Consider the following 13,503-nt stretch of genomic DNA (forward strand, 5'->3'; position numbering starts at 1 on the left):
CGAAAGGCGGATATCATGAAAATAGAAGAAATATTACAGTTAGTGGATTCAGTATCCAAATCCGCGTTGGCGGAATTTAAATATGAAGAAGGCGGAGTAAAGCTTTCTCTGAAGAAGGCAGCGGCAGTCCAGTATGCCGCTACAGATGCAGTGGCGTATACACAGGCACCCGTATCACCTGCAGCCGCACAAAAGCCGGCTGTTACGGCCGAAATGGCATCGGATGAGACAGCATATGTGGCAGCTGCATCAGCTTCAGATACACCGGCAGAAAAGAAAGCAGACGGTAAAGTCGTAAAATCTCCACTGGTAGGGACATTTTATTCTGCGCCTTCAGAAGAGGCAGAGCCATTTATAAGCGTCGGCGACAGCGTTAAAGAAGGTCAGGTCATTGCAATTGTAGAGGCGATGAAACTGATGAACGAAATCGAAAGTGATTTTTCTGGAAAAGTAGCAGAAATACTGGTCCAAAACGGGGACACAGTAGAATACGGACAGCCATTGTTTGTTATAAAATAATCAATTAACTGCAAAGGGGGCAGACCCCTTTGAAAATGTCTACTGTTCACACCTTTCAGGCGTGCACAGCAGCCGCATCTGCTTATTTCAAGTCGCCTTCGGCGAGAAGCAGATGCTCTGGGGCCATCGCTTTATTGGCCCGATACCGTGCAGCGGGGTGCACGGTACGGTGTGAACAGTAACACAAATGTCAGTTTAGGCTTGACATAAAGAAAGAAGGTTTTTGCATGAACAGATTAGATATTAAGCAGATTCAGGAAATTATTCCTCACAGACATCCGTTTTTACTGGTGGACTATATCGAGGATTATGAGCCGGGGCAGTTTGCCGTTGGTTATAAATGTGTGACTTACCGGGAGGATTTTTTCAAGGGACATTTCCCGGACCATCCTGTCATGCCGGGAGTGCTGACGCTGGAAGCGCTGGCGCAGGTCGGTGCAGTCGCGATTCTGAGTCAGGAGGAACACCGCGGCAAAATCGCGTTTTTCGGGGGCGTACAGAAATGTAAGTTTAAAGGCATGGTGAACCCGGGAGATAAGATCAGGCTGGAAACGAAAATCATCAAGCAGAAGGGACCTGTCGGAGTCGGTGAGGCGGTTGCGACTGTGGATGGCAAGGTCGTTGTCAGTGCAGAACTGACTTTCATGGTTGGAAAATAAGGAGATGTGCAGGTTATGATTGAAAAGGTATTAATTGCAAACCGCGGAGAGATTGCCGTGCGCATTATCCGTGCCTGCAGGGAGATGGGGATCGAGACGGTAGCTGTGTATTCGGAGGCGGATAAAGAGGCTTTGCATACCCAACTGGCGGATGAGGCAATCTGCATCGGGCCTGCCCCTTCTACGGAAAGTTATCTGAGTATGGAACGAATCATCAGCGCGACGCTTGTATCTGGAGCAGATGCGATTCATCCGGGATTCGGTTTTCTGTCCGAGAACAGTAAATTCGCGGAACTGTGCGAGCAGTGCAACATCACGTTTATCGGGCCGTCATCAGAAGTGATCCGGAAGATGGGGAATAAGCAGGAAGCCAGAAACACAATGGTTGCTGCAGGTGTTCCGGTAATACCGGGCAGTAAAGAACCAATCTACGATGCGCAGACAGGTGCCGCCATAGCAGATGAAATCGGTTATCCGGTTATCGTGAAGGCCGCCCTCGGCGGAGGCGGAAAAGGAATGCGCGTGGCCGAAACTCCTGACGAGTTTGAAAGCAGTTTTAATACGGCACAGAAAGAAACCCAGATGGCTTTCGGTGACAACACGATGTACATTGAACATTTCGTGCAGCACCCAAGGCATATCGAGTTCCAGATCATGGCAGACAAACATGGCAATGTCATTCATCTGGGGGAGCGTGACTGTTCCGTTCAGAGGAACCACCAGAAAATGATAGAAGAGTCCCCGTCCATTGCATTGTCAGACGCAATGCGCAGGAAAATGGGGGAGGCAGCCGTGAAAGCGGCGAAAGCGGCCAATTACACAAACGCCGGAACAATCGAATTCTTGTTAGAAAAAAGCGGCAATTTCTATTTCATGGAGATGAACACAAGAATTCAGGTTGAGCACCCTGTAACAGAATGGGTAACCGGAATCGACTTAATAAAAGAACAGATAAAAATCGCCGATGGAAGAGAACTGAGTTATACACAGGATGACGTAACCATCACGGGCCATGCCATCGAGTGCCGCATCAACGCAGAAAATCCGAAGAAGAACTTCCGCCCGTCCCCCGGTACGATCACAGACATGTACCTGCCCGGAGGAAAAGGCGTGCGTATCGATTCCGCGATCTACAGCGGCTATACCGTAACCCCTTACTACGATTCCATGCTGGCAAAACTGATCGTGCATGCGAAAAACAGAAAAGAAGCGATTCGGAAAATGCGCAGTGCCCTCGGCGAGATCATAATTGAGGGAATTGACACGAATGTAGATTATCAATATGAAATTCTTCACCATCCAGATTTCGAGTCAGGCGATATAGATATTGAATTTATAGAAAAAATGTCATGATAATGAAAGGGAAATTTTCAGAATTATCAGAAAACGGACCGCAAAAGGGTCTGACCCCTTTGCAGTATAAAGTTAGGAGCTGTCTATGAAGTTACAGAATATGTTTAAAAAGACGAGCAGAAAAAGTTATATTTCTTTGAAGGAATCCAGACCGGAGGTCCCGGAGGGGCTGCTTCGGAAGTGTAATAAATGTGGAGCGGCAATTATTGCGGATGATGTGAAAAATGGGTTTTATATCTGTCCCAAGTGCCACGGTTATTTTCGTGTCCATGCGTACCGGAGGATTGAGATGATTGCCGATGCCGGTTCTTTTGAAGAGTGGGACCGCGGCTTGGTGACAGGAAATCCACTGGATTTTAAGGGATATGAGGAAAAGATTGAGGTACTGAAGGAGAAGACGAATCTGGAGGAAGCGATTGTTACCGGCAAGGTTGTGATTGACGGCTGTCCGGCCGTGATCGGCGTATGCGATGGCCGCTTTTTGATGGCGAGCATGGGCGAAGCCGTGGGCGAGAAGATCGCACGTGCGGTGGAGCGTGCTACAGAGGAAAAGCTCCCGGTTATTATCTTTGCCTGTTCAGGCGGCGCCAGAATGCAGGAGGGGATTGTATCCCTGATGCAGATGGCGAAGACTTCGGCTGCTTTGAAGCGCCATAGTGATGCAGAACTGCTCTATATTTCTGTACTGACAGACCCGACGACGGGCGGTGTGACGGCAAGCTTTGCAATGCTTGGGGATATTATTCTGGCAGAACCGAATGCCCTGATCGGTTTCGCTGGCCCGCGCGTGATTGAGCAGACAATCGGGGAAAAACTGCCGAAAGGTTTCCAACGCTCGGAATTTCTGCTGGAGCATGGCTTTATAGATAAAATTGTGGAACGCGAAGACATGAAGCAGGAACTGGCCCATATTCTCCGCCTCCACTGTAAAAATGCAGAGGGTGCCAGATTGCAGGAAACTACATTTGAAGAAAAAATGAGTACACCGGAAGGCAGAGAACCGCAGCAGGCGAAAAGCAGCAAACACCATACGGCATGGGAACGCGTGCAGGTATCCCGCAAGAAGGACCGTCCGGTGGGGGCAGAATATATTGAAAACTTATTCGAAGACTTTGTGGAATTTCATGGAGACCGTTACTTCAAAGATGATAAGGCAATCATCGGTGGTATTGCATCTTTCAAAGGAATGCCGGTGACGGTCATTGCGCAGGCAAAAGGGAAGACAACAAAGGAAAATATCGAACGGAACTTCGGAATGCCATCCCCTGACGGATACAGAAAAGCCCTCCGCCTGATGAAACAGGCCGAAAAGTTCGCCCGTCCGGTTATCTGTTTCGTAGATACCCCCGGGGCATTCTGCGGATTAGAGGCGGAAGAGCGCGGTCAGGGTGAGGCGATTGCCAGAAACCTGTTCGAGATGTCGGGCCTGAAGGTCCCGGTCCTATCCGTTGTAATCGGAGAAGGAGGAAGCGGCGGCGCCCTGGCGATGGCCGTTGCGGATGAGGTCTGGATGCTCGAAAATTCCATTTATTCCATACTCTCCCCGGAAGGCTTTGCGAGCATTCTGTGGAAGGACAGCAAACGTGCAAGCGAGGCTGCGGAAGTTATGAAGCTAACGGCAAAAGATCTTCTGGAGCTGAAAATCATCGAGCAGGTGATTCCGGAACCAGAGCATTATACACAAGAGAACCTGACAGAAGTCTGCAATACTCTGGAAATCAAAATCGCAGAATTTCTGAAGAAATATAGAGCTTTACCAGAGGCTGATCTCACAGAAAAACGATATCAGCGTTTCAGAAAGATGTAAGAGAAAAGAGGTAGTATATGGATCCATTTAAAATTGGTGGAAAGACGGTGAGAGTTCCTTTGATTCAAGGGGGCATGGGAGTCGGTATCAGTCTTGGAAATCTGGCCGGCAGCGTAGCGGCAGAAGGCGGAGTGGGAATCATTTCCACGGCCCAGATTGGATTCAGGGAACCTGATTTTGACCAGCATCCTTCTGAGGCTAATGTCCGGGCGATTCAAAAAGAAATGGATAAGGCAAGGGCTATTTCACCGGACGGCCTGATCGGCTATAATATTATGGTTGCCTTAAGAGATTATAAACAGCATGTAAAAGCCGCCGTACAGGCAAAAGCCGACATCATCATCTCCGGTGCGGGACTTCCGACAGAACTGCCGGGACTTGTGGGGGACAGCAGTACAAAGATTGCGCCAATCGTATCGACCAAGAAATCGGCAAAGGTGATTCTGAAATACTGGGGCAAAAAATACCGCCGCACAGCAGACCTTGTTGTCATCGAGGGCCCGAAGGCCGGCGGTCATCTCGGATTTAAGGAAGATGAACTGAAAGTATACACACCGGAAGTTTACGAAGACGAGATTAAAAAAATTATAGCAGTTGTACATTCTTATGAAGAAGAATACCAGACAAAAATCCCAGTGGTAATTGCCGGGGGAATCCATGACAGAGAAGACGTCATACATGCATTGTCACTTGGTGCCGACGGCGTTCAAGTGGCTTCCAGATTTGTAACAACAGAGGAATGTGATGCCGATATCCGGTATAAACAGGCATATCTGGATGCAAAAAAGGATGACATCGTAATTGTTAAGAGTCCCGTAGGCATGCCCGGACGTGCAATCTTGAATCCGTTCATGAAACGTGTTATGCTAGGTGAGAAAATAGAACACACACCATGCCACGGTTGTCTGGCAAGATGTAATCCGGCAGAGATACCATACTGCATCACAGACGGCCTGATTAACGCCGCAAAAGGAGATGTAGACCATGCATTACTATTCTGCGGAGCCAAAGCTTATCAGGCACAGCGCATGGAAACTGTGAAAGAAGTGATAGATTCCCTGTTTGACCGTAAAGAGTCCTGACATCATAATAGGAATCAGGAAAGGAGTACAGCATCTGTGAATGCACATGAGAAAATCAATGATATCCTCGTACATCTGTTTAATGAAATCTGGGAATTGGAGGAAGATGCCATTATTACAGATGAGTATAAAGATATCAGCAACAATGACATGCATATCATAGAGGCCATCGGACTCGGCAGCGACAGCACGATGTCCGTGGTAGCCAAGAAACTCGGCATTACTGCCGGGTCTCTTACTACGTCTGTAAACAGCCTGGTAAATAAAAAATATGTGGTGCGTGAAAGAAGCGAAACGGACCGCCGTGTCGTATACATCCGCCTGACTGAAAAGGGGCGCCGGGCATACAGGCATCATGAAGATTTCCATATGCAGATGACAGATGCGGTGATCCAGAGTCTTGACGAAAATGAGATGCCGGTCCTGCTCAAAACACTCGAAAGCCTCTCAAAATTTTTCCGCGGGTACAAAGAAGAAAAATGACAGTTACTTGACCATTTTAGTGACTATGGAAATTTTTTTTTGACGTTTCAGGGAAAATGAGGTACAATACCCCTTGTAACAAAAAAATGTTTATGTTGAAGCCAAGATACTTGAGTTTGTTTTAGCAGGAGGGAGCAAGTATGGTAACCAGAAAAACAACAACGAAAACAACAAAGAAACCAGTAACCGCGAAGGCAGCAGAAAAGGCTGTAGAGACAACGGCAAAAACAGCAGCTGCAAAAGCAGAGGCTGCAGAACCCGTTAAAACAGCGGCTGAAAAGACAGAGGCTGTGAAACCAGTTAAGGCTGAACCAGCGAAAGAGGCTGTTAAAAAAGCACCGGTTAAGACAGAAGCTATTGAGACAAAAGCCGGTCAGGCAAAGGCGATTGAAACGAAGAAAGACACGACGAAAGCGATAGAGACCAGAGCAGCAGTTTTAAAAGATCCGGAACCTGTAAAAGAAGAGAAGCCAGTTGTGAAGAAAGCAGCAGTTAAGAAGACTGCTTCCAAGACAACAGCTAAGAAGACAGCTGCAAAACCAGCTGCAAGAACAGCAGCGAAAAAAGCAGAGGTTAAGACGGAGTTATTCCTTCAGTTTGCGGGAAGAGAGTATACTCAGGAAGAAGTTCTCCAGAAAGTGAAAAATGTCTGGACAAAAGAACTGAAAAACAAAGTCGGCGATATGAAAGATGTAAAGATCTATCTGAAGCCGGAAGAATTTGCGGCGTATTATGTAATTAATGGTGATACAACAGGGAAAGTAGACTTATAAAATGCTCATTAGTAACTGTTCAGGACCATGAACAGTTACGCCGCAAGCCCATGAAAATCGCCTTTGGCGATGGGGCTTGCTTCTGGCTGTTCTACGTTTTCGTACGGACTGTGCAGTAAATACACAGCCCTGTACTGAACAGTTACGCTCATTATACATAATAGAAAGACTCCGGATATGGGACTGAAAAATGCTCATATCCGGAGTCTTTCATTTTTAACCGGTATACTTTTTAGCATAACATTAGCAATTGTTAGTTACTGTTTACAGGTTATCTGTGAACAGTAACGATTGTAAAAATGGACAAGAGAGTTTACAATAAAAATATAGAGATCCAAAAACAGAAAAGAAAAGGGGCAGCGAAAATGACAAGGTTAGAGCAGCAGATTCAATTCATTACGGAAATCGACAAGGTAAAGAATATTTACCGGCAGTCCTATCTGGCAGATGGTCAGAGGAAAGAAAACGATGCAGAGCATTCCTGGCATATCACTTTGATGGCAGTACTCCTTCAGGAATATGTGCCCGGAACAGACCTGACAAAGGTTATGATTATGGTACTGATCCATGATCTGGTAGAGATTGACGCAGGGGATACATATGCCTATGATTCCGCAGGAGCCGAGACAAAACGGGCGAGAGAAGAGAAGGCGGCGGAGAGAATCTTCGGGCTTCTTCCGGAAGACCAGGGAAAGTATTTCCGCAGTCTGTGGGAAGAATTTGAAGAGTATCAGACACCTGATGCAAAATTTGCACACCTGCTGGACAATTTCCAGCCTCTGCTGCTCAATGACGCGAGTGGCGGAAAAAGCTGGGCCGAACACGGCGTGAAGAAGTCACAGGTATATAAGCGGAACGAGAAGATTGAAGAAACGTCAGAAGATGTATGGAAATGTATGCAGGCCATTGTACAGAGGCATATCAATAAAGGAAACCTGAAAGACGAGTAGGGGGCACGAAGCAGGACAAGACAGGAGGGCGTAAGATGTATGAAAAGGAAGTAGAGCAGCTGCAGGAAATCATAGATGAAAGTGAGAACATCGTATTTTTCGGCGGCGCAGGAGTATCAACGGAGAGTCATATTCCGGATTTCAGAAGTGCGGACGGTATCTACCACCAGTCGTACAAGTATTCACCCGAGCAAGTTGTGAGCCATAGTTTTTTCATGCAGTATACAGAAGCATTTTATGATTTCTACAGAGAAAAAATGATGATTCTTGATGCCCGTCCGAATCCGGCCCACCTCAAGCTGGCAGAATTAGAGCAGGCGGGGAAACTGAAAGCAGTGATCACCCAGAATATTGATGGACTGCATCAGGCCGCAGGCAGCAGGACCGTGTATGAGCTTCACGGCAGTATCCACCGTAATTACTGCATGGAATGCCATCGGTTCTACGACGCACAGTTTGTGAAAGAATCCATAGGGATTCCGCGTTGCGAGTGTGGGGGCATCATTAAGCCGGATGTCGTGCTTTACGAGGAAGGGCTGGATTCAAGTACCATACAGGGTGCAGTGGAGTCCATAGCCCGGGCGGATACGCTGATTATTGGCGGGACATCCCTGGTCGTGTACCCGGCGGCAGGATTCATCGATTACTTCCACGGGAGGCACCTTGTTGTTATAAATAAATCCCGGACCGCGAAAGCAGTCAGGGCCGAACTTAACATTTCTGCGCCAATCGGGGAGATTCTGGGTCAGATCGAAGTTCGTTAACAGATTTCATATACAGAACAGACAAAAGGAGGAAGAATAATATGGAGCTTCTTGAGACTATGAGAAGACGCAGAAGCATTCGAAAATATACAGACGAGCCGGTTGAAAAGGAAGTGCTCAACCAGATCCTGCAGGCGGGCTTATTATCTGCATCGAGCAGGACAAGACGGCCGTGGGAGTTCATTGCCGTAACAGACAGGGAAAACTTAAAGCTCATGTCCAAATGCAGGGCCGGGGCAGCAAAAATGCTGGAGAATGCTGCCTGTGCGGTCGTTGTGATTGCAAACCCCGAAATAACAGATGTATGGACGGAAGATTGTTCCATAGCAATGACAAACATGCATCTGATGGCTTCCAGCCTCGGTGTGGGAAGCTGCTGGATACAGGGACGCCTGAGGGAAACGCCTGACGGAGGCACAACAGAAGCTTTTCTTCGTTCCATACTGAAATATCCGGAAGGGTATAAACTAGAAGCAATCCTGTCCCTGGGTATGCCGGATGAACAGAAAGACGCATACGAATTGGACGAACTGCCGATAGACAAAGTGCACTGGGAACAGTTTTAAATGATTATTAATATAGAAAAAAGAGAGCGGGGTGGTTACAGTTGAAAATTGACCGCCTCATCGGAATCACGATGTACCTGATGAACCGTAATGTCGTTTCAGCCAAAGAGCTTGCTGAGCGTTTCGAGGTATCAATCCGGACGATTGTGCGTGATGTAGAGACTCTGTCCATTGCAGGTATTCCTGTAACATCATCGACAGGGGCATCGGGCGGCTACGAAATACTTGATACTTTCAGGCTGGATAAGCAGATTACAACAATGGAAGATTATTTATTTATCATCACCGCACTCAAGGGCATGTGTTCGGCTTATGACAGCCAGAAAATAAATACGACTCTGGAAAAGCTGTTGGCCGCGGGCCATTATAATGATAGGGAACAGCGTATATTCATTGACTTCGGTGTAGTCAGCGAGGGTGGAAATATTCCCGGATTTGTGCGTGAAATCGAAGAGGCAATCCACAATAAAAACATAGTTGAATTTGATTATACCAACGGGTCAGGACAAAAAAGCCATAGGACCGTTGAACCGCTGGCACTGAACTACCGCTGGTATGCCTGGTATCTGCTGGCGTATTGCACCTGTAAAAACGATTACCGTTTCTTCAAGCTCAACCGGTTAACGAATTTAAGAGTTACCGGCAGAACGATGGACAGCAGACACGGTAATGTCCCGGAACTGCTGGAAAAACAATGGGGCAGTGATACCCAGCGCTATATTCCCGTAAAATTACGGTGTAAAGCGGAAGAAAGAATTCCCATTATGGAATACATGAAAGGTGAAATCATCGAAGAACATGAAAATGGTGATTTTGTTATAGCTACGCATGTAAAAGAAAATGAGCGGCTGTGGCTCTCCCTGCTCCTCGGATTCGGTGATTCAGTCGAGGTGCTGGAACCCCGGGAGATCATTGATATGCTGAAAGAAAAATCCTCCCAAATTCAAAATCTTTACAAAGATTAGTGACATACAGTTGTCATAAATAATCAGTTATAATAGCGGTAAATAAATCACATAATCAGGAGGAACCGCTATGCAGAAAAAAGCTTTAGTAGTAATAGACATTCAAAATGATATAACAAAGAATTACAAGGAAATCATTGACCGTATAAACCAATCCATAGATTGGGCAGTAAAACAGGATATTCATGTCGTCTACATAAGACATGAAAATTTATCTGGCGGGACAAGGACTTTTAAACCCAATACGCGAGGGGCTGAATTAGTTTCAGATTTAAAAATAGTATCAAAAAATATCTTCACAAAGTATAAAGGAAATGCATTAAGCAGCGAGGCATTCGCAGACTTTATTGATAAAAATGAAATAAGTGACTTCTACATCACAGGAGCAGATGCGGCAGCCTGTGTAAAATCAACCTGTTACAACCTGCGCAAAGCAGGCTATCGAGTCAATGTTTTATCAGATTGTATTACAAGTTATGATAAAAGGAAGATTGACGAAATGCTGCGCTATTATGAAAGCAAAGGATGTGAAATCACAGGTATAAATGTATTGTTGGGTTCTGACAGTGGCATTTATGAAGCTGATAAGCCACAACATCATAATATTAAGTAAATATAAAATATATCCCCACTGGAATTTTTAACGCTTTTATACGTTGATTCCAGTGGGGATATGGGTTTTAAAGATTGAAATAGTCTCAATCCCGTGCCCAGCGTCCGGAAGCCCCACAAGGGAGGACCAGTCCGTTCTGGCTGACCGGAAGCCCGATCTCCTGTGAGTCTACTGTACCACGCCATGCTTTTAATTCTGTAGAAATCATATAAGTCAGGACAGCAGGAGCAAGCCCTGTAGTATAAGAGTTGATCAGGAAGAAGACTGCATCCTTGGAAAGAATCTGGGTACACAGCTTAATCAGAGGATGGATCATATCCTCGATCTTCCATATCTCGCCCTTGGGTCCCCTGCCATAGGAAGGCGGATCCATTATAATCGCATCATAAGTATTACCTCTGCGGATCTCGCGCTCCACAAACTTCACGCAGTCATCCACAAGCCAGCGGATCGGGGCATCCTTCAGCCCGGAAGAAGCCGCATTCTCCTTCGCCCAGTTCACCATCCCTTTCGATGCATCCACATGTGTAACCTGTGCCCCGGCAGCCGCAGCAGCAAGAGTCGCACCGCCTGTATAGGCGAACAAATTCAGTACCTTCACCGGTCTGCCCGCTTCACGGATCTTTCCGGAGAACCAGTCCCAGTTTACAGCCTGTTCAGGGAAAAGCCCGGTATGCTTAAAATTAAAAGGTTTTAGATTAAAAGTAAGGCTTCCATAATGAATCTGCCACTGATGGGGCAGGTCAAAAAACTCCCATTCACCGCCGCCCTTCTTACTGCGGTGGTAATATCCGTTCGGGTGGGACCATCCCTTGTGTGTCTTAGGCGTGTCCCATATAACCTGCGGGTCCGGCCTGATTAGGAGATAATCTCCCCATTGCTCTAACTTCTCACCGTTAGAACAGTCTATCACTTCATAATCTTTCCAATTGTCAGCTATCCACATAATATTTATCTAATCCTTTCTCTCGGAAACTGCCAGTTAAATTAAACAGGCAGAAAACTAAACCTATCATCTCATAAAACCCCGACTTTTTCAATACGGAATGTGGATGAAACTGCGGGAGAAAAGGGAACGTGAAGCTATTTCCCCACTTTTTTAAGATAAGGTGTTTACCTGACAGCAACTCAGTGATAGAATATATCTATAAGTGTAGCAGAAGGGAGATTACAAGATGATAACAGTTAATGCTATGGGGGATGCCTGCCCGATACCGGTAATTAAAGCGAAGAAGGCTCTGCAGGAGCTGGAGGGACCTGATGTTTTGGAGGTTCTGGTGGATAACGAGATTGCGGTCCAGAATGTGACGAAGATGGCATCCAGTTCAGGGGGAGATGTCACTTCAGAGAAAATCAGTGAGAAGGAGTTCAAAGTGATTATAAGAACAGACAGAACGATGCCGAAACGAGAAACCCAGGCTATGGAAGAACCGGTCTTATGCCGTACAGACAAAAGGAAAGATACGGTAGTCGTGATTTCATCAGACCGCATGGGGGAAGGGAATGATGAGCTCGGGGCTGTCCTGATAAAAGGCTTCATTTTTGCCGTATCACAGCTTGATGAATTGCCGAAAGCAATCCTTTTCTATAACGGGGGTGCTAAACTGACTTGTGAAGGTTCTGATTCTCTGGAGGACCTGAAGTCAATGGAAGCACAGGGAGTTGAAATCATGACCTGTGGGACATGCCTGGATTACTATGGTCTGAAGGAGAAGCTGAAGGTCGGAACCGTGACGAATATGTACAGCATCGTGGAGACGATGAATCAGGCGGGAAAGATCATACGTCCTTAGTCTTACTGAAGAAGTACAAACAGTCAAAGAAAATGATGAACAGACAGCGTACCGGTCAAAGTTGCGCTGTCTGTTCTGCGGAAACGAAAAAGGAGAATAATACTATGACGACAGGCAAAGATGTACGCCTTACCCAGATGGCAAAAACGGCCGGATGAGCGGCCAAAATAGGTCCTGAGACCCTTGCCCAGGTTCTGGGCAGGCTGCCGAAATTCCAGGATGAGAATCTCATGGTTGGAATTGAAACATCAGATGATGCCGCGATTTATAAAGTAACAGATGACATTGCCATGATCCAGACGGTGGATTTTTTCACCCCCATCGTGGATGACCCATATACATTCGGACAGATTGCAGCGGCCAACTCCTTAAGCGATGTATATGCGATGGGAGGGGAGCCGAAAGTTGCCCTGAATATCGTTGGATTTCCAAACTGTCTTGACCCGGAAATACTGGGGGAGATACTGAAAGGCGGTGCGGATAAAGTGCTGGAATCCGGTGCGGTCCTTGTCGGGGGGCACTCTGTGCAGGATGATGAACCCAAGTACGGGTTAAGCGTATCGGGATTTGTACATCCGGACAGAATATTTAAAAATTACGGATGCAGGCCGGGGGACGTGCTGATTCTGACAAAACAGATCGGCAGCGGCATCGTTAATACGGCCGTGAAAGCGGAAATGGCATCCAAACAGGCAGAAGAGGAAGCGATTACAGTCATGTCCTCACTGAATAAAAAAGCAAAGGAAGCAGCCGAAAAGTATCCTGTCAGTGCTTGTACAGATATCACGGGATTCGGGCTTCTCGGACACTGCTCGGAAATGGCTTCTGCGAGCGGTGTGACACTGGAAATCCATGTACGTGATACGGCATATATAGAAGAAGCAGTCGAGTATGCCAAAATGGGGCTGATACCGGCCGGTGCATATAAGAACAGGGAACATAGCGGGCACATGGTGGATGCAGGTGGTGTAGAAGAATTTTATCTGGACCTGCTCTATGATCCGCAGACATCCGGCGGACTTCTGTTCAGCGTGCCGGCGGACTTCAGCGAAGGATTTCTCCGTGATCTTGAAGAAAAACAACTGGATACGAAAGTGTCCGTGATCGGCCGCGTACTGGAAAAGCAGGAAAAACTAATCCTGCTGCGTTAGCTTGAAACAAGCGTTTACGAACAGC

The 13,503-nt window shown here is 46.7% G+C and carries 15 protein-coding genes; 14 read left to right on the forward strand and 1 reads right to left on the reverse strand.

Annotated features, from left to right (window positions below; translation table 11 throughout):
* Positions 1–15: 15 nt before the first annotated feature.
* From accB to ABIN22_RS15860, 12 genes are all read left to right on the forward strand, one after another.
* Complete coding sequence (gene accB, locus ABIN22_RS15805; protein WP_346909859.1) at positions 16–519, forward strand: acetyl-CoA carboxylase biotin carboxyl carrier protein; 504 nt, start codon at positions 16–18, stop codon at positions 517–519.
* Between the two features lie 227 nt (positions 520–746).
* Complete coding sequence (fabZ, locus tag ABIN22_RS15810; protein ID WP_109732227.1) at positions 747–1,178, forward strand: 3-hydroxyacyl-ACP dehydratase FabZ; 432 nt, start codon at positions 747–749, stop codon at positions 1,176–1,178.
* Positions 1,179–1,193: 15 nt separating this feature from the next.
* A complete protein-coding gene (locus ABIN22_RS15815) occupies positions 1,194–2,531 on the forward strand; it encodes an acetyl-CoA carboxylase biotin carboxylase subunit (protein ID WP_118620219.1) in 1,338 nt (445 codons plus the stop codon).
* Positions 2,532–2,616: 85 nt separating this feature from the next.
* On the forward strand, positions 2,617–4,338 hold the full coding sequence (locus ABIN22_RS15820) for an acetyl-CoA carboxylase carboxyltransferase subunit alpha (protein ID WP_346909861.1): 1,722 nt from the start codon (positions 2,617–2,619) through the stop codon (positions 4,336–4,338).
* 17 nt (positions 4,339–4,355) lie between these two features.
* Positions 4,356–5,420, forward strand: a complete 1,065-nt coding sequence (locus ABIN22_RS15825) for an NAD(P)H-dependent flavin oxidoreductase (protein WP_346909863.1) — start codon at positions 4,356–4,358, stop codon at positions 5,418–5,420.
* A gap of 36 nt (positions 5,421–5,456) precedes the next feature.
* A complete protein-coding gene (locus ABIN22_RS15830; protein ID WP_109732231.1) occupies positions 5,457–5,903 on the forward strand; it encodes a MarR family winged helix-turn-helix transcriptional regulator in 447 nt (148 codons plus the stop codon).
* A 140-nt stretch (positions 5,904–6,043) separates the two neighbouring features.
* Entirely contained in the window at positions 6,044–6,676 is a 633-nt protein-coding gene (locus ABIN22_RS15835) for a DUF6465 family protein (RefSeq protein WP_109732232.1), read from the forward strand.
* Positions 6,677–7,041: 365 nt separating this feature from the next.
* Positions 7,042–7,626, forward strand: coding sequence for an HD domain-containing protein (locus ABIN22_RS15840; protein ID WP_109732407.1), 585 nt, complete (start codon positions 7,042–7,044; stop codon positions 7,624–7,626).
* Positions 7,627–7,661: 35 nt separating this feature from the next.
* The gene (locus tag ABIN22_RS15845) at positions 7,662–8,390 is read left to right on the forward strand and encodes an NAD-dependent protein deacylase (RefSeq protein WP_109732233.1); all 729 of its coding nucleotides are present in this window, start codon (positions 7,662–7,664) and stop codon (positions 8,388–8,390) included.
* Positions 8,391–8,431: 41 nt separating this feature from the next.
* Positions 8,432–8,956: a nitroreductase family protein gene (locus tag ABIN22_RS15850; RefSeq protein ID WP_346909866.1), complete on the forward strand. Its 525-nt coding sequence runs from the start codon at positions 8,432–8,434 to the stop codon at positions 8,954–8,956.
* A 41-nt stretch (positions 8,957–8,997) separates the two neighbouring features.
* Positions 8,998–9,921 carry a helix-turn-helix transcriptional regulator gene (locus tag ABIN22_RS15855; RefSeq protein ID WP_346909868.1) on the forward strand — a complete coding sequence of 308 codons (924 nt, stop codon included), beginning with the start codon at positions 8,998–9,000 and terminating at the stop codon, positions 9,919–9,921.
* Positions 9,922–9,991: 70 nt separating this feature from the next.
* Positions 9,992–10,534 carry a cysteine hydrolase family protein gene (locus tag ABIN22_RS15860; protein WP_346909870.1) on the forward strand — a complete coding sequence of 181 codons (543 nt, stop codon included), beginning with the start codon at positions 9,992–9,994 and terminating at the stop codon, positions 10,532–10,534.
* A gap of 85 nt (positions 10,535–10,619) precedes the next feature.
* Here ABIN22_RS15860 and ABIN22_RS15865 read toward each other — a convergent pair whose 3' ends face one another.
* Positions 10,620–11,480, reverse strand: coding sequence for a class I SAM-dependent methyltransferase (locus ABIN22_RS15865; RefSeq protein ID WP_346909872.1), 861 nt, complete (start codon positions 11,478–11,480; stop codon positions 10,620–10,622).
* 229 nt (positions 11,481–11,709) lie between these two features.
* Here ABIN22_RS15865 and yedF point away from each other — a divergent pair, with 229 nt between their 5' ends.
* Together yedF and selD are read left to right on the forward strand one after the other, a co-directional pair.
* Positions 11,710–12,327 (forward strand): sulfurtransferase-like selenium metabolism protein YedF, encoded by a 618-nt coding sequence (yedF, locus tag ABIN22_RS15870; RefSeq protein ID WP_346909874.1) that lies wholly within the window; start codon positions 11,710–11,712, stop codon positions 12,325–12,327.
* Between the two features lie 104 nt (positions 12,328–12,431).
* Positions 12,432–13,478 carry a selenide, water dikinase SelD gene (gene selD / locus ABIN22_RS15875; RefSeq protein WP_346909876.1) on the forward strand — a complete coding sequence of 349 codons (1,047 nt, stop codon included), beginning with the start codon at positions 12,432–12,434 and terminating at the stop codon, positions 13,476–13,478.
* The last annotated feature ends 25 nt before the right edge of the window (positions 13,479–13,503 follow it).

The sequence above is a fragment of the Faecalicatena orotica genome (genome assembly GCF_905197545.1).
Classification (GTDB): Bacteria; Bacillota; Clostridia; order Lachnospirales; family Lachnospiraceae; genus Faecalicatena_A; species Faecalicatena_A orotica.